Annotated in this window: 18 protein-coding genes; 15 read left to right on the forward strand and 3 right to left on the reverse strand. The window is 66.1% G+C overall.

Annotation, left to right across the window (positions count from 1 at the left end; translation table 11 throughout):
- Nucleotides 1-44 precede the first annotated feature (44 nt).
- Together JOD97_RS31620 and JOD97_RS31625 are read left to right on the forward strand one after the other, a co-directional pair.
- Entirely contained in the window at nt 45-1040 is a 996-nt protein-coding gene (locus JOD97_RS31620; protein WP_209726787.1) for a Gfo/Idh/MocA family protein, read from the forward strand.
- Between the two features lie 81 nt (nt 1041-1121).
- Nucleotides 1122-2339, forward strand: a complete 1218-nt coding sequence (locus tag JOD97_RS31625) for an MFS transporter (protein ID WP_209726788.1) — start codon at nt 1122-1124, stop codon at nt 2337-2339.
- Nucleotides 2340-2619: 280 nt separating this feature from the next.
- Here the strand turns inward: JOD97_RS31625 and recG are convergent, their stop codons facing one another.
- Nucleotides 2620-4698, reverse strand: a complete 2079-nt coding sequence (gene recG / locus JOD97_RS31630; RefSeq protein WP_209726789.1) for an ATP-dependent DNA helicase RecG — start codon at nt 4696-4698, stop codon at nt 2620-2622.
- A gap of 139 nt (nt 4699-4837) precedes the next feature.
- Here recG and queA point away from each other — a divergent pair, with 139 nt between their 5' ends.
- From queA to secF, 5 genes are all read left to right on the forward strand, one after another.
- Nucleotides 4838-5863 carry a tRNA preQ1(34) S-adenosylmethionine ribosyltransferase-isomerase QueA gene (gene queA, locus JOD97_RS31635; RefSeq protein ID WP_209726790.1) on the forward strand — a complete coding sequence of 342 codons (1026 nt, stop codon included), beginning with the start codon at nt 4838-4840 and terminating at the stop codon, nt 5861-5863.
- A gap of 13 nt (nt 5864-5876) precedes the next feature.
- Complete coding sequence (tgt, locus tag JOD97_RS31640) at nt 5877-7016, forward strand: tRNA guanosine(34) transglycosylase Tgt (protein WP_209726791.1); 1140 nt, start codon at nt 5877-5879, stop codon at nt 7014-7016.
- Nucleotides 7017-7208: 192 nt separating this feature from the next.
- Nucleotides 7209-7544 carry a preprotein translocase subunit YajC gene (gene yajC, locus JOD97_RS31645; protein ID WP_209726792.1) on the forward strand — a complete coding sequence of 112 codons (336 nt, stop codon included), beginning with the start codon at nt 7209-7211 and terminating at the stop codon, nt 7542-7544.
- An 85-nt stretch (nt 7545-7629) separates the two neighbouring features.
- Nucleotides 7630-9495 carry a protein translocase subunit SecD gene (gene secD, locus JOD97_RS31650; protein WP_209726793.1) on the forward strand — a complete coding sequence of 622 codons (1866 nt, stop codon included), beginning with the start codon at nt 7630-7632 and terminating at the stop codon, nt 9493-9495.
- Nucleotides 9496-9508: 13 nt separating this feature from the next.
- Nucleotides 9509-10531 (forward strand): protein translocase subunit SecF, encoded by a 1023-nt coding sequence (gene secF, locus JOD97_RS31655; RefSeq protein WP_209726794.1) that lies wholly within the window; start codon nt 9509-9511, stop codon nt 10529-10531.
- A 275-nt stretch (nt 10532-10806) separates the two neighbouring features.
- On the opposite strand, the gene JOD97_RS31660 is transcribed toward secF, so the two are convergent.
- Nucleotides 10807-11694 (reverse strand): LysR family transcriptional regulator, encoded by an 888-nt coding sequence (locus JOD97_RS31660; RefSeq protein ID WP_209726795.1) that lies wholly within the window; start codon nt 11692-11694, stop codon nt 10807-10809.
- Between the two features lie 105 nt (nt 11695-11799).
- Between JOD97_RS31660 and JOD97_RS31665 the strand changes: the two genes are divergently transcribed.
- Together JOD97_RS31665 and JOD97_RS31670 are read left to right on the forward strand one after the other, a co-directional pair.
- Nucleotides 11800-12399 carry a chromate transporter gene (locus tag JOD97_RS31665; protein ID WP_229264871.1) on the forward strand — a complete coding sequence of 200 codons (600 nt, stop codon included), beginning with the start codon at nt 11800-11802 and terminating at the stop codon, nt 12397-12399.
- Nucleotides 12392-12925 (forward strand): chromate transporter, encoded by a 534-nt coding sequence (locus JOD97_RS31670; RefSeq protein WP_209726796.1) that lies wholly within the window; start codon nt 12392-12394, stop codon nt 12923-12925. Before JOD97_RS31665 ends, JOD97_RS31670 begins: the two co-directional genes overlap by 8 nt.
- 115 nt (nt 12926-13040) lie before the next feature.
- Here the strand turns inward: JOD97_RS31670 and JOD97_RS31675 are convergent, their stop codons facing one another.
- A complete protein-coding gene (locus JOD97_RS31675; protein WP_209726797.1) occupies nt 13041-14018 on the reverse strand; it encodes a helix-turn-helix domain-containing protein in 978 nt (325 codons plus the stop codon).
- Between the two features lie 177 nt (nt 14019-14195).
- On the opposite strand from JOD97_RS31675, the gene eat reads away from it, so the two are divergent.
- The 6 genes from eat to JOD97_RS31705 all read left to right on the forward strand — a co-directional run bounded on the left by eat (nt 14196) and on the right by JOD97_RS31705 (nt 20321).
- Nucleotides 14196-15575 (forward strand): ethanolamine permease, encoded by a 1380-nt coding sequence (gene eat, locus JOD97_RS31680; protein ID WP_209726798.1) that lies wholly within the window; start codon nt 14196-14198, stop codon nt 15573-15575.
- Nucleotides 15576-15702: 127 nt separating this feature from the next.
- The gene (locus JOD97_RS31685; protein ID WP_209726799.1) at nt 15703-16515 is read left to right on the forward strand and encodes a TorF family putative porin; all 813 of its coding nucleotides are present in this window, start codon (nt 15703-15705) and stop codon (nt 16513-16515) included.
- A 143-nt stretch (nt 16516-16658) separates the two neighbouring features.
- Nucleotides 16659-18050 (forward strand): ethanolamine ammonia-lyase subunit EutB, encoded by a 1392-nt coding sequence (locus tag JOD97_RS31690; protein ID WP_209726800.1) that lies wholly within the window; start codon nt 16659-16661, stop codon nt 18048-18050.
- 34 nt (nt 18051-18084) lie between these two features.
- The gene (gene eutC / locus JOD97_RS31695) at nt 18085-18942 is read left to right on the forward strand and encodes an ethanolamine ammonia-lyase subunit EutC (RefSeq protein WP_209726801.1); all 858 of its coding nucleotides are present in this window, start codon (nt 18085-18087) and stop codon (nt 18940-18942) included.
- A 6-nt stretch (nt 18943-18948) separates the two neighbouring features.
- Nucleotides 18949-19644 (forward strand): YafY family protein, encoded by a 696-nt coding sequence (locus JOD97_RS31700; RefSeq protein ID WP_209726802.1) that lies wholly within the window; start codon nt 18949-18951, stop codon nt 19642-19644.
- Between the two features lie 59 nt (nt 19645-19703).
- The gene (locus tag JOD97_RS31705; RefSeq protein ID WP_209726803.1) at nt 19704-20321 is read left to right on the forward strand and encodes a glutathione S-transferase family protein; all 618 of its coding nucleotides are present in this window, start codon (nt 19704-19706) and stop codon (nt 20319-20321) included.
- Nucleotides 20322-20461: the final 140 nt, after the last annotated feature.

The raw sequence follows: 20461 nt of genomic DNA on the forward strand, positions 1-20461 counted from the left end.
TCACGCAAACCACACGGCCGCCGACGCGGCAGAAAGATCACGCCATGACGCAGGTAATTCGCTGGGGCATACTCGGAACGGGCAAAATCGCCAAGGCCTTCGCCACCGCATTGCAGGACACGCCGGGCGCAAAACTGGCGGCCATCGGTTCGCGCTCTGTAGATAGCGCTACCAAATTCGGCGCGGAGTTCGGCGCCGAGCGATTCCACGGCAGCTACCAGGCGCTGGCCGACGATCCCGAGGTCGATGTCATCTACATCGGCACCCCGCACCCGATGCACCACGAGAACGCGCTGATGTGCCTCAACGGCGGCAAGGCGGTGCTGGTGGAGAAGTCGTTCACGATGAACCGCCGCCAGGCCGAGGACATCATCGCGCTGGCGCGCGAGAAAAAACTGTTCGTCATGGAGGCGATGTGGACCCGCTTCATGCCGGCCGTGGTCGAGGCCAAGCGCATCGTCGACAGCGGCGAGATCGGCAAGCCGGCGCACGTCACCGCCGATTTCGGCTTCACGTCCGACGCCGGGCCGGAACATCGCCTGTTCAACCCGGAGCTGGGCGGCGGCGCGCTGCTGGACCTGGGCATCTATCCGCTGTCGATGTCGTCGTTCTTCCTGGGCGCGGTCACCGGCGTGAAGGCGCAGGCCGAGATGGCGCCCACCGGCGTCGACATGCAGACCGCGTTCACGCTCACGCACGAAGGCGGCGGCGTTTCGGCCTGCGCGTGCAGCCTGCGCTCGCGCACCCCGACCGAGCTGACGATCTCCGGCACCAAGGGCTTCGTGCGCCTGAGCGACCGTTTCCACAACACGGAAACCATCACCATCACCTTGGTCGACGGCGCCGCGCGCAGCGAGCGCACGATGACGATCGCCCGCAGCGGCAACGGCTACACCCACGAGGCGCAGGAAGTGGGGCGCTGCATCCGCGCCGGTTTGATCGAGAGCCCGGTCATGCCGCACGCCGAAACGCTCAACATCATGGGCACGCTCGACGAGATCCGTTCGCAAATCGGCCTGCGCTACAGCGCCGACCAATAAACCGGTGATCGGATAAATTCGGCGCGGGTGGCCGGAACTGGGTAAAATCGATAGATGCCGTTTCGATAGCCAGGAAAAATCATGTTCGCTGCCACCCGCACGCCTTCACTCAAAACCGTGTTGCTAGCCACCGGCGTCGTCCTGACGCTGGCGATGGGCGTGCGCCACGGCTTCGGCTTCTGGATGCAGCCGATCTCCCAGGCCAACGGCTGGACGCGCGAGACCTATTCGTTGGCCCAGGCGTTGCAGAACCTGATGTGGGGCGCCTTCGGCCCGTTCGCCGGCATGGCGGCGGACCGTTTCGGCACGATGCGCGTGGTCTTGGTGGGCGCGCTCAGTTACGCGGCGGGCTTGATATGGATGGCGGTGGTGACCGATCCGACGCTGTTCGTCATCGGTACCGGGGTGCTGATCGGCCTTGGCCTGTCCTGCACCGCGTTTGGCGCTGTCAGCGGCATCATCGGCCGCGTCGCGCCGGCCGAGAAGCGCTCGTGGGCCTTCGGCATCTCCGGCGCCGCCAGCTCCTTCGGCCAGTTCCTGATGATGCCGGTCGAGCAGCAGCTGATCTCCGCGATCGGCTGGCAAAACGCCTTCTATGTGCTGGCCGCGCTGGTGCTGCTGTTGATGATACCGATGACCTTTTATCTGCGCGAGCCGGCGCTCGAACATGGCGACGGCCCGCAGCAAAGCATCCGCGAGGCGATGGGCGAGGCGATTCGCAACCGCTCCTTCCTGTTTTTGGTGGTCGGCTACTTCGTCTGCGGCTTCCAGGTGGTTTTCATCGGCGTGCACCTGCCGGCCTATTTGAAGGACAAGGGCATCGGCGATCCTAGCGTGGCGGTGATGGCGCTGGCGCTGATTGGCCTGTTCAATATCATCGGCTCCTACTACGCGGGCAAGCTGGGTGGACGGCTGCCGAAGCGCTACCTGCTGTCGTCGATTTACTTTACTCGCTCGATCGTGATCTCGCTGTTCCTGCTGGCGCCATTGACGCCGTTCTCGGTGTACGTGTTCGCCGCCGCGATGGGCTTGATCTGGCTGTCGACGGTGCCGCTGACGAACGGCATCATCGCCGGCATCTTCGGCGTCAAGCATATGTCGATGCTGGCCGGGGTGGTGTTCTTCTCGCACCAGGTGGGCAGCTTCCTTGGCGTGTGGATGGGCGGCTTCCTGTTCGCCAGGTTGGGCAGCTACGACATCGTCTGGGGCATTTCGATCGCGCTGGGCGTGATGGCGGGGCTGGTCAATCTGCCGATCAACGAACGGCCGCTGGTGCGCAGCGTGCTGAAGGCGGCGTAGCGATGAAAACGTGGGCGCTCCGAGCTGCGGCGGTGGCGGTGTTGGCGCTGGTGTTCACGGCCTACCTGAGGCCCGAGTTCGTGGTCGACCTCGCGAACCGCTTCTACATGTGCTTCTGAGTGATTTCCACGGATTTTGTGGCCCGCGCGCGTGATTCTCGTGGAGACACGTAGGGCGGATTAGGCGGAACGCCGTAATCCGCCATCGATGAGCCGCCGACAACGTCAAAGCGAACCGATAAAGCCGAGGCCGTGTAGAAATGGTGGACCTGACCCCGGAGTTAGACTTTGAGGAATTCCTCGCGCCCGCCCAGCCAGCGCGCCAGGTGGGCTTCGACCGTGGCGGCTTTTTCGGCGCTGTCGGCGTGCAGCAGGTCGTGCGCGACGTCGCGCGCCTGGTCCACCAGCCAGCCGTCCGTCTCCAGGTCCGCGAACCGTAGCATCGCCTGTCCCGATTGCCGCGCGCCGAGGAATTCGCCCGGCCCGCGGATCTCCAGGTCGCGCCGGGCGATTTCGAAACCGTCCGTGGTTTCGCGCATCGTCATCAGCCGCTGCTTGGCCACGCCGCCCAGCGGGCTTTGATATAGCAGCAAACACACGCTGGCCGCCGAGCCCCGCCCCACGCGTCCGCGCAGCTGGTGCAGCTGCGACAGCCCGAAACGCTCGGCGTGCTCGATCACCATCAGCGACGCGTTCGGCACGTCGACGCCCACCTCGATCACCGTCGTCGCCACCAGCACCTGCATCTCGTTGGCGATGAAGGCGTCCATCACCGCTTGCTTTTCCGCCGGCTTCAGGCGCCCGTGCACCAACCCCACGCTCAGGTCCGGCAGCGCCTCGGCCAGCAGCGCGTGCGTGTCGGTCGCCGTTTGCAGCTGCAACGCTTCCGATTCCTCGATCAGCGGGCAGACCCAGTAAACCTGCCGGCCCTCCAGCGCCGCCGCGTGCACCCGCTCGATCACTTCGTCGCGCCGGTTCTGGTCGACCACGCGCGTGACGATCGGGCTGCGCCCCGGCGGCAGTTCGTCGATGACCGACACTTCCAGGTCGGCGTAGTAGGTCATCGCCAAGGTGCGCGGGATCGGCGTGGCCGACATCATCAGCTGGTGCGGGATCGCGCCTTCGTTGCCCTTGTTGCGCAACGTCAGCCGCTGGCCGACGCCGAAGCGGTGCTGCTCGTCGACGATCACCAGCCCCAGATTGGCGAAGGTCACCGCTTCCTGGATCAGCGCGTGCGTGCCGATCACCAGCCGCGCCTCGCCCGATTCGATCAGTTCATACGCGGCCTGCTTGTCCTTCTTTTTCAGGCTGCCCGTCAGCCAGGCGACCTTGACGCCCAGCGGTTCCATCCACGCGGCGATCTTGCGGAAGTGCTGTTCGGCGAGGATCTCCGTCGGCGCCATCAGCGCGGCCTGGAAGCCGCTGTCGAGCGCCTGCGTGGCCGCCAGCGCCGACACCACCGTCTTGCCGCTGCCGACGTCGCCCTGCAGCAGCCGCTGCATCGGATACGGGTGGCGCAGGTCGGCGCGGATTTCGTCGAGCACGCGCTGCTGCGCGCCCGTCAGCTTGAACGGCAGCGCCGCCTGGAAGCGCGCCGACAGCGCGCCGACCACCTTGAGCGCGGCTGCGCCCTTGGAGCGGCGCGCCCGCTGCGCGCGTTTGAGCGACAGCTGCTGCGCCAGCAGTTCGTCGAATTTGACCCGCGTCCACGCCGGATGCGAGCGGTCGGCCAGCGCGTGCTCGTCCACTTCATGCGGCGGGTAGTGCAGCAGCTTGACCGCCGGTTCGAAATCCGACAGCCGCATCTCGGCGCGCAAGTCGGCCGGCAGCGTGTCGGTCCAGTCGACCCGCTTCATGGCGTCGCCGATGGCGCGCCGCAGGATCGGTTGCGACAGCCCCTCGCCCGACGGGTAGACGGGCGTCAGGGAGGTCGGCAGCGGCGCGCCCTCGTTGATGACTTTATACGCCGGGTGCACCATCTCGGCGCCGAAGAAGCCGTGTTTCAGTTCGCCGCGCGCGCGCACCCGCGTGCCTTCGGCCAGCTGCTTGACCTGGCTGCCGTAGAAGTTCATGAAGCGCAGTTGCAGGTCGCCCGTGTCGTCGGCGATGTGCACCAGCAACTGGCGCCGCGGCTTGTAGGTGATTTCGTTCTTGACCACCACGCCCTCAACCTGCGAGGTGTCGCCGCCATGCAGGCGCGCTTCCTCGATGGTGATGACCTGGGTTTCGTCCTCGTAGCGCATCGGCAGGTGCAGCACCAGGTCCATGTCCGTGTGCAGGCCGAGCTTGGCCAGCTTGGCTTCCGGGCTGACGGTCTTCCTGGCGGGCTTTGCGGCGGGTTTGGACGGGATCACAGGCATATTCGGGCGTTTTTCGGGCACTAGCGTAAAATAGAGGGTTGCCCGTGACAAATCAATGGCGGCGACGCCGGTATTGTAAGGCTACCCACGCAATTGTGGCGTGCCCGATTTTCTTCAACAGTTTCCAGAAGTGCGCAAAATGTACTCGCTTTCCGATTTCGATTTTAACCTGCCGCAAGAACGTATTGCGCAATTCCCGCTGCCGGACCGCAGCGCCTCCCGCCTGCTGCATCTGGACGGGGCGCGGATCGTCGACCGCCAGTTCGCCGACATCGTCGGCCTGCTGCAGGCGGGCGACCTGCTGGTGATGAACGATACCCGCGTGCTGAAGGCGCGTTTCTTCGGCGTCAAGGAAAGCGGCGGCAAGATCGAGGCGCTGGTCGAGCGCGTGCTCGACCACCGCACCGTGCTGGCCCAGGTGCGCGCCTCCAAGTCGCCCGGCCCCGGCGTCAAGATCCGCCTGGCCGATGCCTTCGACGTCACCGTCGGCGAGCGCGCCGGCGAGTTCTACACCTTGCATTTCGACGCCGACGTGTTCGAGTTGATCGAGGCCCACGGCCGTCTGCCGCTGCCGCCGTACATCGAGCACGATGCCGATTCCTTCGACGAGAACCGTTACCAGACCGTGTTCAACAAGGTGCCGGGCGCCGTCGCCGCGCCCACCGCCGGCCTGCATTTCGACGAGAAGCTGCTCGCCGAGCTCAAGGCCAAGGGCGTCAACTTCGCCTATGTGACCCTGCACGTGGGCGCCGGCACCTTCCAGCCGGTGCGCGCCGAGGTGCTGTCCGAGCACAAGATGCACACCGAGTGGTACACCATGCCGCAGGAGACCGTGGACGCGGTGCGCGCGGCGCGCGCGGCCGGCCGCGACGTGGTGGCCGTCGGCACCACCAGCCTGCGCGCGCTGGAGTCGGCCTCGCAGGGCGGCCAGCTGGAGGCCGGCAGCGCCGACACCGCGCTGTTCATCACGCCCGGCTACCAGTTCAAGACGGTCACGCGCCTGATCACCAATTTCCACCTGCCCAAGTCGACCTTGCTGATGCTGGTGTCGGCCTTCGCCGGCTACGACGAGATCCGCGCGGCCTACGCCCACGCGATCGCCAACGAATACCGCTTCTTCAGCTATGGCGACGCCATGCTGCTGACGACGCAAGCCCGAGCATAATAAGGAATCCCCCATGTTGGAATTTACGCTACACAAGACCGATAGCAGCGGCTTGACCAAGGCCCGCCGCGGCGAAGTCAAACTCAACCACGGCGTGGTGCAGACCCCGATCTTCATGCCGGTCGGCACCTACGGCTCGGTCAAGGCGATGTCGCCGCTGGAGTTGAAGGAGATCGACGCCCAGATCATCCTGGGCAACACCTTCCACCTGTGGCTGCGCCCGGGCAACGACGTCATCTCCAAATTCGGCGGCCTGCACGACTTCATGGCCTGGGACAAGCCGATCCTGACCGATTCCGGCGGTTTCCAGGTGTTTTCGCTGGGCGCGATGCGCAAGATCACGGAAGAGGGCGTGCATTTCAACTCGCCCATCAACGGCGACAAGCTGTTCCTGTCGCCGGAGGTGTCGATGCAGATCCAGCGCGTGCTCAATTCCGACATCGTCATGCAGTTCGACGAGTGCACGCCGTATGAAATCGACAACCGTCCGGCCACCCTTGACGAGGCGGCAAAGTCGATGCGCATGTCCTTGCGCTGGGCGCAACGATCCAATGACGAGTTCCATCGCGGCGAGAACCCGAACGCCTTGTTCGGCATCGTCCAGGGCGGCATGTTCGAGAACCTGCGCGACGAGTCGCTGGCCGGCCTGGAGCAGATCGATTTCCCCGGCCTGGCCATCGGCGGCCTGTCGGTCGGCGAGCCGAAGGAGGACATGATGCGCATCCTGGCGCACGTCGGCCCGCGCCTGCCGGCCAACAAGCCGCACTACCTGATGGGCGTGGGCACGCCGGAGGACCTGGTGGCCGGCGTGTCGAACGGGGTCGACATGTTCGATTGCGTGATGCCCACCCGTAACGCCCGCAACGGCTGGCTGTTCACCCGCTTCGGCGACATCAAGATCAAGAACGCGCGTTATAAGGATGACAAGGAACCGCTGGACAGCACGTGCTCGTGCTACGCCTGCCGCAACTTCTCGCGCGCCTACCTGCACCACCTGAACCGCACCCAGGAGATCCTCGGCGCGCGCCTGAACACCATCCACAACCTGCACTACTATCTGGACATCATGCGCCAGATGCGCGAGGCGCTGGACGAGGACCGCTTCCACGCGTGGACCCTGCAATTCCACGCGGAACGGGCGCGCGGCGTTTGAGGTTGAACCCGCACCCCGCGCGCTCCGGGGTCGGACCCCGCCGGGTCCGACCCCTGCTTCCCGGGTTGAAACCGTCCGATGTTGCAAGTCTTGTAAAAAGAATTCAACCACCCATATACCCGGAAGTCCTTTCGGCTTCCGGCCAGTGCTAGAATACAGCGCTGTTTTTTCAAACTATTATCGGAGTCACCTGTGTTTATATCCAACGCGTATGCCCAATCCAATCCCCTCGACGCACTCGGCGCGACCGGCGGCTTCCTGGGCCAGTATGGTTTTCTGATTCTGATGTTCGTGGCGATGTACTTCCTGATGATCCGTCCCCAGCAGAAGCGCGCCAAGGAACAAAAGGCCATGATGGAAGCGCTGGCCAAGGGTGACGAGGTGGTGACCGCCGGCGGCGTGCTGGGCCGCATCTCGAAGATTTCCGACCTGTACATCACGCTGGAAATCGCCAGCGGCGGCGAGCTGGTCGTGCAAAAGAATTCCGTGACCATGGTCCTGCCCAAGGGCACGCTCAAGGCGCTGTAACCGTCCACGGCCCACGGCCTTGGCCCCGGCCCGCCCCCCGGCGGGCCGTATTGCATCCGACGCCTAACATTGAACGTTGAACAATATGAATCGCTATCCAGTCTGGAAATACATAGTCATCGTCGTCGCCATCGTGCTGGCCGCGCTGTACGCCGCGCCCAACTATTTCGGCGAGTCGCCGGCGGTGCAGGTGACGAGCGGCAAATCGACCGTCAAGATGAGCCCGGCCATGACGGCCAAGGTCGAGGAGGTGCTCAAGAAGGAGGGCATCGCCTACGACGGCGTGGCCTATGATGGCACCGGCGCCTACACCTCGGTGCGGGTGCGCTTCGCCACGCCCGACATCCAGTTCCGCGCCAAGGGCGTGCTGGAAAAAAGCCTGAACGCCGATCCGGCCGACCCGACCTACCTGGTCGCGCTGAACCTGCAGCCGGACACGCCGAAATGGATGCAGGCGCTGCACGCGGTGCCGATGTACCTCGGTCTGGACTTGCGCGGCGGCGTGCACTTCCTGATGCAGGTCGACACCAAGGCGGTGCTGGCCAAGCGCGTGCAGGGCATGCAGTCGGCCGCGCGCAGCGTGCTGCGCGACAAGAACGTGCGCCACGCCGGCATCGAGCGTGTCGGCGACGCCATCGAAATCAACTTCCGCGACGACGCCACCCGCCAGAAGGCCAAGGACGTGCTGAGCGGCCAGCTGGCCGACGTCGTCTACGCCGACTCGGGCGAAGGCAGCGATTTGAAGACGCGCGTCAGCCTCAAGCCGACCGCGCTCAAGCAAACCATCGACGAGGGCGTCAAGCAGAACATCTCGACCCTGTCCAAGCGCGTCAACGAGCTGGGCGTGGCCGAGCCGATCATCCAGCAGCAGGGCCCGGACCGCATCGTGGTCCAGCTGCCGGGCGTGCAGGACGTCGCCCGCGCCCGTTCCGTCATCGGCCGCGCCGCCACCTTGGAAGTGCGCATGGTCGACGAATCGATCACGCCTGGCACCGAGCTGTCGTCGGCGATTCCCCTCAACTCGGAACTGTTCACCGTCGGTAAAAGCGTGCCGGTCGTGCTGACCAAGGACGTGGTGCTGACCGGCGACTACATCTCCAGCGCCACCGCCAGCTTCGACCAGAACCACCAGCCGGCCGTCGGCATCGACCTCAACGGCGACGGCGGCCGCCGCATGCGCGACGCCACCCGCGACCGCGTGGGCAAGAAGATGGCCATCGTGCTGCTTGAAAAAGGCAAGTACGAGGTGTTGTCGGTGGCCACCATCCAGAGCGAACTGGGTAGCCGCTTCCAGATCACCGGCATGGGCAACGCCGAAAATGCGGCCGAGCTGGCGCTGCTGCTGCGCTCGGGCGCGCTGTCGGCGCCGATGGAAGTGATCGAGGAACGCACCATCGGGCCGCAGCTGGGCGCCGAGAACATCAGCAAGGGCTTCCACTCGACGGTGTACGGCTTCGCCGCCATCGCCGTCTTCATGATCATCTACTACATGATGTTCGGTTTCTTCAGCGTCATCGCGCTGGCCTGCAACCTGTTGCTGCTGATCGCCCTGCTGTCGCGCATGGAAGTGACGATGACCTTGCCGGGTATCGCCGCGATCGCGCTGGCGCTGGGTATGGCGATCGACTCGAACGTGCTGATCAACGAGCGTATCCGCGAGGAGCTGCGCTCCGGCGCCTCGCCGCAGTCGGCCATCGCCGCCGGCTTCGACCGCGCCTGGGCCACCATCATCGACTCCAACGTCACCACCCTGATCGTCGGCGTGGCGTTGTGGGTGTTCGGTTCCGGTCCGATCCGCGGCTTCGCCGTGGTGCACACGCTGGGTATCCTGACGTCGATGTTCTCCGCCGTGTTCATCTCGCGCGGCGTGGTCAACCTCTGGTACGGACGCAAGAAAAAGCTGCAATCGATCGCTATCGGCACCGTCTGGGTGCCCGGCGTGACGAAATAACTCAGGGGCCGACATGGAATTTTTCCGCATCAAAAAAGACATACCGTTCATGCGCCACGCGCTGGTGTTCAACGTGATTTCCGCGTTGACCTTCGTCGCGGCCGTGTTCTTCCTGTGGCATCGTCCACTGCACCTGTCGGTGGAATTCACCGGCGGCACCGTGATGGAGTTGAAGTACCAGCAGGCGACCGACCTGGAGAAGATCCGCGCGTCGCTCAAGGGCATCGGCTACGAGGCGCCGGAAGTGACCAGCTTTGGCACCGCGCACGACGTCATGCTGCGCCTGCCGGTGGTCAAGGGCCTGAGCTCCAAGGACGCCTCGCAGCAAGTGTACGAAACGCTGTGCAAGGCCGAAAAGGGTGAGCTCAAGCAGATCGACACCGTCAGCGCCAAGGGCGAGCACGTGATGAAGCGCGCCTGCGCCGACGCCGCCGGCGCCGAAGCGGTCGCGCTGCAAAAGGTCGAATACGTCGGCCCGCAGGTCGGCGACGAACTGACGCAAAACGGCATGAACGCGCTGGCGATGGTGATCGTCGGCGTGGTGATCTACCTGGCCATCCGCTTCGAATGGAAATTCGCCGTCGCGGCCATCATCGCCAACCTGCACGACGTGGTCATCATCCTGGGCTTCTTCGCCTTCTTCCAGTGGGAGTTCTCGCTGACGGTGCTGGCGGCGATCCTGGCGGTGCTGGGTTACTCGGTCAACGAATCGGTGGTTATTTTCGACCGGATCCGCGAGAACTTCCGCAAGCAGCGCAAGGCCAGCGTGCATGAAGTGATCGACAACGCGATCACCTCGACCATCTCGCGCACCATCATCACCCACGGCTGCACGCAGATGATGGTGCTGTCGATGCTGCTGCTGGGCGGCCCGACCTTGCACTACTTCGCCGTCGCGCTGACCATCGGTATCTGCTTCGGTATTTACTCGTCGGTGTTCGTCGCCGCCGCCGTCGCCATGTGGCTGGGCGTCAAGCGCGAAGACCTGATCAAGCCGATCAAGGAAAAAGACGAAACGGACGGCGCGGTCGTGTAAGCGCCGCCGGCTTCATGAAAACCCTCCCCGCGTTCGCGCCGGGAGGGTTTTTTTATGGTAGCGCCTCATGCCCCCAGGTTAAGCGGCCGTTGAATCACGTGGAATCACGTAGGGCGGATTAGCGCAGCGTAATCCGCCAAGCGCCGTCGGCGGCTCATGGCGGATTACAGCGTTCCGCCTCTCAAGGCCTACCGGCAGGTAGGCCGTGCCATCGATGTGCCCCCGGGGCGGATTGGCGGGCATTGCCCGCTAATCCGCCCTACGATATCCGGGGTTTATTGTGGCTTGATCATGTCATACAAGGCCCGCGCGGCCGGCGACAGGTGGCCGGCCTTGCGCGTGATCAGCGCCAACTGGCGCGAGATGGTCGGTTCCTTGAGCTTGATGATGCGCAGGCGCGGGTAAGTGCCCTTCTGGATCGCCAGATTGGGCACGATGGCCGCCGCCACGCCGGCCGCCGCCAGCCCGATGGCGGTGGAGCTGCGCTGCACCTCGTACTGGAACTGCAGGCTCAGATTCATGCTCTTGTCGCCGAGGTAGCTGTCGAGCAGCGCGCGGTTGCCGTTGACGTCTCCCGAGAAGATCAGCGGGTAGGGCTGGATCTGCGCCCACGTCAGCGCGCGGCGTTTGGCCAGCGCGTGGTCGTCGCGGCACAGCAGCACGAATTCGTCCTGCACCACCGGCACCGACACCAGCTCCGGATGCGTGCTGCCGGACAGGTTGATGCCGAATTCCGCCTCGCGGCTCAACACCGCCTCGGCCACCCGCGCGGACGCGTGGTCCAGTATCTTGACGCGGTTGCCGGGAAAGCGCGCCGAATAGTCGCGAATAATCTCGGGCAGGAACTGGATCCCCGCCGTCGGCACGCTGGCGATCGAGATGTCGCCGCGCTGCGCCTTGCCGGTCTCGCGGATTTCGGTCAGCGTCGACGACAGCTCCCGCAGCAGCCGGCGCGCCTGCGGCAGGAAGTCCTTGCCGATGCTGGTCAGCGCGATGGTGCGCGTGGTGCGCTCGACCAGCACCACGCCCAGGAACGCCTCGAGGTTGCGCAACCGCTGCGTGACGGCGGTCTGGGTTACGTGCAGCGTGTGCGCCGCCTTCTGAAAACCGCCGAAGTCCGCGATCGCGACAAACGCCTGCACGCCAAGGATATCGATTTTCATGCCCGGGCTTTCATCAATTTATTGAATGAATGGTCCAAATGAATTCATTGTACTTATATTTCGCGAAGGAGGAAAATTCCGCCATCGAGTCCAGGAGCACACATCATGCACAGCCAGGCGGGCGCGCTGACGCAGCGCACAGACCAATTGTCACCGGCGACGATTTTCTTCGTCTTCTCCAGGCTGGCGTTGATGGGCTTTGGCGGCGTGATGCCGTTCGCCTACCGCGCGCTGGTCGAACAGCACAAGTGGCTCACGGCCGAGGAATTCGCCAAATGCATGGCGCTGAGCCAGATGCTGCCCGGGCCGACCGTGTGCAACGTCGGCCTGATGGTCGGCAACCGCTATGCCGGCATCGCCGGCGCGCTGGCCGCCGTCGGCGGCTTGATCATCGGCCCCTTTTTCATCGTCATCGGCCTGGGTGTGCTCTACCAGCAGTTCGGCGATCTGGCGGTCATGCGGCGCGCGATCGGCGGCATGGCGGCCGTCGCGGCGGGGCTGATCCTGGCGACGGCGGCCAAGATGGCGATGGCGATGTTCGCCAAGGCCCGCTGGCGCCGCCAGCACGACCAGTTCAAGCTGCTGCTGATGGTGCTGGCCTTTATCGCGCTGGGGCTGTTGAAGTGGCCGCTGGCGCTGGTGTTCTGCGTGCTGGCGCCGTTGGGCACCGCCGCTTTCTATCTGCTGGGAGAACGACATGAATGAGCCATCCCCCGTCGCCGAACTGTCGCTGCATATCGCGCTGATGTCGCTGATGGCCGTCGGCGGCGGCGTGGTGCTGCTGGCGCCGCAGGTCGGGCAGTACGTGGTCGAAGGCCGGCACTGGCTGAGCAACGAGCAGTTCTCCGCCGCCTACGCCATCGCCCAGGCGGCGCCCGGTCCCAACCTGCTGTTCATCTCGTTGGTGGGATGGCTGATCGGCGGCTGGTCCGGCGCCATCATGACGACCGTCGCCGTGATCGTGCCGTCGACCTTGTTGACGCTCAGCGCCATCCGCTGGCACGCGGGCCGCGCCGGCGGCCGCTTGTCGCGCGCGCTGGGCGAGGCCTTCGGCCCGATGTCGATCGGCTTGATGGCGGCCACCGCCTGGCTGTTCACCGGCATCTCCAACACCGACTGGCGCGCCGATGTCGTGACCTTGTTGTCGGCGCTGATCCTGCTGCGCACCAAAGTCAATCCGGTGCTGCTGATCGCCGCCGGCGCCGCCGCCGGCGCGCTGCAAGTGATCTGATTCAGGACAACCCCCTCCAGCGACTCGCGATACGCGAGCGTTACCACTTAGGGGTCGTACCCCGCGGGGTACGACCCCGCTCGGCCGTGCGGGTTTGCCGCCCCAACAAAATGGGCTACTGCGCGCGAGCCTTGAGGGTCGCCGACGGGCACAGGCCGAACAGCTTGCGGTAGTCGCTGGAGAACTGGCTGAAGTTACTCAAGCCCCAGGCGTCGGCGACGTCGCCGATCGCCACCCGGCCCGGCGCGCCCTGGTTCAATTGGCGGCGCACGCCGTTCAGGCGCATCAGGCGCAGGTACAGCATCGGGCTCATGCCCAGCACATCCTCGAAACAGTATTGCAAGGTGCGCCGGCTCACGTGCACCCGCTCGCACAGCTCCGGCACCGTGACCGCCTCGCCGCGGTGGGCGTCGAGGTATTCGCGCGCCAGCGCCACCACGCGCCGGCGCCGCTGCAGGCTGGCGGCCAGCGCCGGTTCGACGCAGCGGTGGTCCAGCATGTCGAGCAGCGCCAGCAGCACGGCCTGGCGCCACGCCGGGTCGGGATCGCCCGCGCCCGCGTCCGCCGTCGCGTCCTCCGGCAGCAGCCGCGCCAAGGTGCGCACGAAGGCCGCGCGCTCGGTGGCGTCGACCCGCAGCAGGTCGGCCGACTGCACGCGCCGCCAGTCGATTTCGCAGCCGTGCGCCAGCGCCGTCTCGGCCAGCAGCTGGCGGCTGGCGACCACGCCGTAGATGCGGTAATCGCTGGGCGTGACCAGCTCGAACTCGACATTGCCCGGCTGGACCATGATGGCGTCGGCCCCGGTCTGGCGGCCGTTGATGCGCGTGGCCGACACGTGCTCGGGCAGGCCGAACCAGATCGCGTCCGGCCACACGCGGCACGACTGCCGCACCGACTGGCTCAGCGTCTCGCGGAACACTTGTAGCTGCGGTAACTGACGTTCCGTCAGGGCACCGCGAAACAGCCCCGGGCTGATTTGGTCGTAGCGCTGCTGCCAGTTGGTCAGCTCGCCGGCCAACTGGTCGGCGTCGTGCGCCAGCACCGTGCGCACCCCGCGCGCATGGTGCAACAACTGTGTTGCAGTCTGGTGCATATCGATTTCCCTCCCGCTGTGGTTTTTCCCGACGTCGCCCTTAGAGCGGGCTCAACTTTGCCGATTTCCGATAACGCCGGCCCGCGCCCCGCTTCTATACTGAAATCCGCAGCAACTTCCATACCCGCCCGGACCGCACGTCCCGCCGGGCCACGCGGCTACATTAGGGGAAAAAATATGAACGCAAAACAGGCGGCCGGCCAGCCCGCGCTGCAGCAGACGCTGAGCACCTTCCAGCTGTGGGGCATCGCCGTCGGGCTGGTCATCTCCGGCGAATACTTCGGCTGGAGCTATGGCTGGGCCTCGGCCGGCACCCTCGGCTTCACCATCACCGCGCTGTTCGTCGCGGCCATGTACACCACCTTCATCTTCAGCTTCACCGAGCTGACCACGTCGATCCCGCACGCCGGCGGCCCGTTCGCCTACAGCAAGCGCGCCTTCGGCCCGGCCGGCGGCTACCTGGCCGGTGCCGCCACCCTGATCGAGTTCGTGTTCGCGCCGCCGGCCATCGCGCTGGCCATCGGTGCCTACCTCAACGTGCAGTTCCCGCAGGTCGATCCCAAGCTGGCGGCGGTCGGCGCCTACGCCGTGTTCATGACGCTCAACATCGTCGGCGTGCAGGTCGCCGCCACCTTCGAGCTGTTGATGGCGCTGCTGGCCATCTTCGAGCTGCTGGTGTTCATGGGCGTGGTCGCGCCGGGCTTCTCGATGGCCCACTTCGTCAAGGGCGGCTGGTCGGGCGCCGACAGCTTCAGCCTCGCTTCGATCCCCGGCATGTTCGCCGCGATCCCGTTCGCGATCTGGTTCTTCCTGGCGATCGAGGGCGTGGCGATGGCGGCCGAGGAGGCCAAGGACCCGCAACGCTCGATCCCGATCGCCTACATCACCGGCATCATCACCTTGGTGCTGCTGGCCATCGGCGTGATGGTGTTCGCCGGCGGCGCCGGCGACTGGACCAAGCTGGCCAACATCAACGACCCGCTGCCGCAGGCGATGAAACTGATCGTCGGCGAACACAGCGGCTGGCTGCACATGCTGGTGTGGCTCGGGCTGTTCGGCCTGATCGCCTCCTTCCACGGCATCATCCTCGGCTATTCGCGGCAGATCTACGCGCTGGCGCGCGAAGCCTACCTGCCGCATTATTTTGCCAGGATCCACCCGCGCTTCAAGACGCCGCACCGCGCCATCCTGGCCGGCGGCGCGGTCGGCATCGCCGCCATCTACAGCGACGAGCTGATCAAGATCGGCGGCCTGACCCTGACCGCCAACATCGTCACGATGTCGGTGTTCGGCGCCATCACGATGTACATCATCAGCATGCTCAGCCTGTTCAAGCTGCGCCGCGCCGAACCGCACATGGCACGGCCGTTCCGGGCGCCGTTCTACCCGCTGTTCCCGGCCATCGCGCTGGCCGGCGCCGTGGTCTGCATGGCGACGATGATCTATTACAACCCGCTGATCTTCGGCCTGTTCGTCGCCTTCCTTGCCGCCGGTTACGTGTTCTTCCTGCTCACCAAGGATAGCCGGCGCCAGCACGCCGCGCTGGACGCCGTCTGACAGTACAACCCGCAATGCGGCCGCATGGGGTCGGACCCCGTGGGGTCCGACCCCGGTTTCCGGGGTGCGGGGTGGCCGCCGCAAGCAACCCAAAAAAGACCATCACCCACAACAGGAGTATCACGACATGTCCCCGAAAATCCTCAGACTCGCCGCCACCTGTTTCGCCCTGGCTTCCGGCGCCGCGCTGGCGGCCGATGCCGCACCGGCCGCCGCCCCCGACTGGACCGAGAGCGGCAACGTCACCGCCGTCTCCGACTACCTGTTCCGCGGCATTTCGCAGACGCAAGCCAAGCCCACGGCGCAGGGCAACCTCGACTTCACGCACGCCAGCGGCTTCTACGTCGGCCTGTTCGGCTCGGGCGTCTCGCACGCGGCCTACAACAACGGCGCCGGCTCGGAGATCGACGTCTACGGCGGCTACCGCCACAACCTGAACGCCGACACCGTGCTCGACGCCGGCCTGGTCACCTACTGGTTCCCCGGCGCGCATTACACGGCGGGCGGCAAGGACATCAAGTACCATACGCAGGAGGCCAAGCTGGGCGTCAACATCGGCAGCTTCAACGCCTACGGCTGGGTATCGCTGAGCCGGTACTGGTTCGGCTTCGCGTTGCAGCCGAACACGGGCGAGCTGGTCGACACGCGCGGCACCCTGTATGGCGAGCTGAACTGGAATCCGGAACTGGCGCCGGGGCTGAACTTGAACCTCCACGCCGGCAAGCAGAACGTGCGCCATATGAGCGCGTTCAATTTCTACGACGTCAAGGCGGGGGTGACCAAGACGATGGACAAATGGTCGTTCGCGGCGGCGGCGGTGTACAACAGTGGCGACGCCAGCAAGAACGGCACGCCGTTGTGGACCTTCTTCAACGCCGACGGCAGCGGCAAGAACGTGGTGCAAAAGCGGCTGCTGGTCACGGCCACGCGCACCTTTTAATACCTATGGAACACGTAGGGCGGATTAGCGCAGCGTAATCGGCCATGGTTGGGCCGCCGACGGCGCATCGATGGCCGATTACGGCGTTCCGCCTAATCCGCCCTACGTGTTAACGAGGCATAGGCGATAGCATCGGAGACAACATGAGCAGCTTCTCGCACACGGTGGGCAGCAAGACCTACCAGTTCCGCGACCTCAAGGACCTGATGGCGAAGGCCACGCCGGCGCGCTCGGGCGACCACCTGGCCGGGCTGGCCGCCGCCAGCGCCGAGGAACGCGTGGCCGCGCAGATGGCGCTGGCCGAGCTGCCGCTGACGCTGTTCCTGAACGAACTGGTGATCCCCTACGAGCACGACGAGGTGACCCGCCTGATCATCGACGACCACGACCAGGCCGCCTTCGCCCGCATCGCCCACCTGACCGTGGGCGACTTCCGCAACTGGCTGCTGGGCGACACGGCCGACGAAGCGGCGCTGGCCGCCGTCGCGCCCGGCGTCACGCCCGAGATGGCGGCGGCCGTCAGCAAGATCATGCGCATCCAGGACCTGATCCTGGTGGCGAAAAAATGCCGCGTCGTCACGCGCTTCCGCAACACCATCGGCCTGGAAGGCCGCATGGCCACCCGGCTGCAACCGAACCACCCGACCGACGACGCCACCGGCATCGCCGCCAGCGTGCTCGACGGCCTGCTGTACGGCAGCGGCGACGCCGTCATCGGCATCAACCCGGCCACCGACAACGTGCCGCAGGTGATCAAGATCGTCACCATGCTCGACGAGATCATCGCCCGCTACGGCATCCCCACGCAATCGTGCGTGCTGACCCACGTCACCAACACCATCGCCGCCATTGAGCGCGGCGCGCCGGTCGACCTGGTGTTCCAGTCGATCGCCGGCACCGAGGCGGCCAACGCCAGCTTCGGCATCCACCTCGCGCTGCTCGACGAGGCGCGCCAGGCGGCGCTGTCGCTGGGGCGCGGCACCGTCGGCGACAACGTCATGTATTTCGAGACGGGGCAGGGCAGCGCGCTGTCGGCCAACGCCCACCACGGCGTCGACCAGCAAACCTGCGAAACGCGCGCCTACGCGGTGGCGCGCAAGTTCCAGCCGCTGCTGGTGAACTCGGTGGTCGGCTTCATCGGCCCGGAATACCTGTACGACGGCAAGCAGATCATCCGCGCCGGGCTGGAGGACCACTTCTGCGCCAAACTGCTGGGCCTGCCGATGGGCTGCGACGTCTGCTACACCAACCACGCCGAGGCCGACCAGGACGACATGGACATGCTGCTGACCCTGCTGGGCGCGGCCGGCTGCACCTTCGTCATGGGCATCCCCGGCTCGGACGACATCATGCTCAACTATCAAACCACCTCGTTCCACGACGCGCTGTACGCGCGCCGCGTGCTGGGGCTGGGGACGGCGCCGGAATTCGACGCCTGGCTCAAGGCGATGCGCATCTTCACCGCCGACCAACGCGCCACCCTGGGCGACGCCATGCCGGCGGCGTTCCAGCGCGCGCTGGCCGGTTTGACCTAAGTTGACCTAAGTTGACCTGAGGCACGGGATATCTATGGATGAAGCCGAAAACAACATCGTGGTCGGCCAGCCGGTGCCGGCAAGCGCCGACGGCGTGGTCACCGCCAACCCCTGGCAAGCGCTGCGGCGCTTCACGGCCGCGCGCATCGCGCTGGGGCGCAGCGGCGTCAGCCAGCCGACGGCGCCGCAGCTGGCGTTCCAGCTGGCGCACGCGCGCGCCCGCGACGCCGTCCACCTGGCGCTGGACCAGGCCGCGCTGGGCGAGGCGCTGCTGGCCGGCTGCGGCCTGCGCGGCGTGGCGCTGCACAGTGCCGCGGCCAGCCGCGACATCTATCTGCAACGGCCCGACCTGGGCCGCCGGCTCGACGACGCCTCGCGCCAGGCGCTGCTGGCGCGGCGCGCGGCCGAACCGGGCGGCCACGACCTGGCGATCGTCGTCGCAGACGGCCTGTCGGCGCTGGCGATCGAGCAAAACGCCGTCCCCTTCCTCAAGATCCTGACGGCGCGCCTGGCGGCTGACGGCTGGACCCTGGCGCCGCCGGCCATCGTCGCCCAGGGCCGGGTGGCGGTCGGCGACGAGATCGGCGAGCTGCTGGGCGCGCGCGCCGTGGTGGTGCTGATCGGCGAGCGCCCGGGCCTGAGCTCGCCGGACAGCATGGGCCTGTACCTGACGTGGGCGCCGAAGGTCGGCCTGACCGACGCCGCGCGCAATTGCATCTCGAATGTGCGCCCGGCGGGCTTGACCTACGACGACGCAGCGTTCAAGCTTCACTATTTGCTGTCCGAGGCGCGCAAACGGCAGTTGTCCGGCGTCGCGCTCAAGGATGAAACGGCCACCGACAACCCCGCACTGGACGCGCCCCGGCGCAACTTCCTGCTCGACCACGACTAAACCACCATGAGCCGATCCGGCCGACTTTTTTTGCTGATGGACGCGATGCGCGGCTACCGCCGTCCCGTCACCGCCGCCCGCCTGGCCGAACAGCTGGGCGTATCCGAACGCACGATCTACCGCGACATCCAGACCCTGTCGAGCCTGGGCGCGCCGCTGGCGGGCGAGGCCGGCGTCGGTTACATGCTGAAAGCCGGCAGCTTCCTGCCGCCGCTGATGTTCAACGCCGACGAACTGGAGGCGCTGGTGCTGGGCGCGCGCTGGGTGCGCCGGCAGGGCGACGACGGCCTGGCCGCCGCCGCCACCAGCGCGCTGGCCAAGATCGCCACGGCCACGCCCCGGGACCTGCGCGACGACATGGCCGAAACCAGCCTGTGGGTGCCGCTGGGGAGCAAGCGTGGCGAAGCGGGCGACGTCCACGTGCGGCCGGTGCGCGAAGCGATCCGCTACCAGCACCGGCTGCGGCTGGACTACCGCGACGAGAAGGGCGCCGCCTCCGAGCGCATGGTGTGGCCGTTCGCGCTGGCGTTCTTCGAGGGCAGCCGGCTGCTGGCGGCGTGGTGCGAACTGCGCATGGCGTTCCGCCACTTCCGCATCGACCGCATCGCCGCGGCCGAGACGACGGGGCAGCGCTACCCGGCGCGCCGCCACGACCTGCTGCGCACGTGGCGGCAGGAACACGCGATCCCGGAAGACTCCTGACAAAAACTGTCGCGGGGTGGCCGTACGATGAAGTCCTCACAACTCATCGGAGCAATGCCATGCGACTCTACCACCACTCGATTTCGTCCAACTCGCGCCGCGTGATGCTGGCCGCCGAATACATGGGCACGCCGCTGGACCTGACCGACGTCAACCTGATGAATCCGGAGGACCGGCGCCGCCTGGCCGAGATCAATCCCAACTGCAAGCTGCCGGTGCTGCAGGACGGCGAGTTCACGCTGTGGGAATCGTGCGCCATCATGCAATACCTGGCCGACCGCACGCACGGGCAGACGCTGTATCCCGACAACATCCTGACGCGGGCCGACATCAACCGCTGGATGATGTGGGCGTGCCAGCACTGGTCGCCGGCGATCGGCACGTTCACGTTCGAGCACATCTGGAAGGGCCTGATCGGCCAGGGCGGGCCGGACGCGGACGTCGTGGCCCGGGCCGGGGTCCAGCTGGCGCAGTTCGCCACAGTGCTGGATGGCCACCTGGCGGAGCGGCAATGGCTGGTCGGCGACAAGCTCAGCCTGGCCGATTTCGCGCTGGCGCCGCCGCTGATGTACGCCGACCAAGCCAAGCTGCCGATCGCGCAATACCGGCACATCATGGCGTGGTACCAGCGGGTGCGCGAGCTCGACGTCTGGAAGAACACCGAGCCGGTGTGGTGATGAAATGTGCCTGCTATGTGAAATGGCGCACAGAGCCGGCGGCATAGGGCGGGGTATTCTTGACCTGTCTCCTCTGGAGGAGATCCCTAGTTTTGGACTTTGCCCGCTACCAAGCGGGCTTTTTTTTGCTCCAACTCCGT

It is taken from the genome of Duganella sp. 1411, from assembly GCF_017833525.1.
Classification (GTDB): Bacteria; Pseudomonadota; Gammaproteobacteria; order Burkholderiales; family Burkholderiaceae_D; genus Rugamonas.

Excerpts from the sequence above, each read along its gene's own strand:
- JOD97_RS31620 (WP_209726787.1), top strand. The coding sequence starts at position 45 with ATGACGCAGGTAATTCGCTGGGGCATACTCGGAACGGGCAAAATCGCC.
- JOD97_RS31625 (WP_209726788.1), top strand. The coding sequence starts at position 1,122 with ATGTTCGCTGCCACCCGCACGCCTTCACTCAAAACCGTGTTGCTAGCC.
- recG (WP_209726789.1), bottom strand. The coding sequence starts at position 4,698 with ATGCCTGTGATCCCGTCCAAACCCGCCGCAAAGCCCGCCAGGAAGACC.
- queA (WP_209726790.1), top strand. The coding sequence starts at position 4,838 with ATGTACTCGCTTTCCGATTTCGATTTTAACCTGCCGCAAGAACGTATT.
- tgt (WP_209726791.1), top strand. The coding sequence starts at position 5,877 with ATGTTGGAATTTACGCTACACAAGACCGATAGCAGCGGCTTGACCAAG.
- secD (WP_209726793.1), top strand. The coding sequence starts at position 7,630 with ATGAATCGCTATCCAGTCTGGAAATACATAGTCATCGTCGTCGCCATC.
- secF (WP_209726794.1), top strand. The coding sequence starts at position 9,509 with ATGGAATTTTTCCGCATCAAAAAAGACATACCGTTCATGCGCCACGCG.
- JOD97_RS31660 (WP_209726795.1), bottom strand. The coding sequence starts at position 11,694 with ATGAAAATCGATATCCTTGGCGTGCAGGCGTTTGTCGCGATCGCGGAC.
- JOD97_RS31665 (WP_229264871.1), top strand. The coding sequence starts at position 11,800 with ATGCACAGCCAGGCGGGCGCGCTGACGCAGCGCACAGACCAATTGTCA.
- JOD97_RS31670 (WP_209726796.1), top strand. The coding sequence starts at position 12,392 with ATGAATGAGCCATCCCCCGTCGCCGAACTGTCGCTGCATATCGCGCTG.
- JOD97_RS31675 (WP_209726797.1), bottom strand. The coding sequence starts at position 14,018 with ATGCACCAGACTGCAACACAGTTGTTGCACCATGCGCGCGGGGTGCGC.
- eat (WP_209726798.1), top strand. The coding sequence starts at position 14,196 with ATGAACGCAAAACAGGCGGCCGGCCAGCCCGCGCTGCAGCAGACGCTG.
- JOD97_RS31685 (WP_209726799.1), top strand. The coding sequence starts at position 15,703 with ATGTCCCCGAAAATCCTCAGACTCGCCGCCACCTGTTTCGCCCTGGCT.
- JOD97_RS31690 (WP_209726800.1), top strand. The coding sequence starts at position 16,659 with ATGAGCAGCTTCTCGCACACGGTGGGCAGCAAGACCTACCAGTTCCGC.
- eutC (WP_209726801.1), top strand. The coding sequence starts at position 18,085 with ATGGATGAAGCCGAAAACAACATCGTGGTCGGCCAGCCGGTGCCGGCA.
- JOD97_RS31700 (WP_209726802.1), top strand. The coding sequence starts at position 18,949 with ATGAGCCGATCCGGCCGACTTTTTTTGCTGATGGACGCGATGCGCGGC.
- JOD97_RS31705 (WP_209726803.1), top strand. The coding sequence starts at position 19,704 with ATGCGACTCTACCACCACTCGATTTCGTCCAACTCGCGCCGCGTGATG.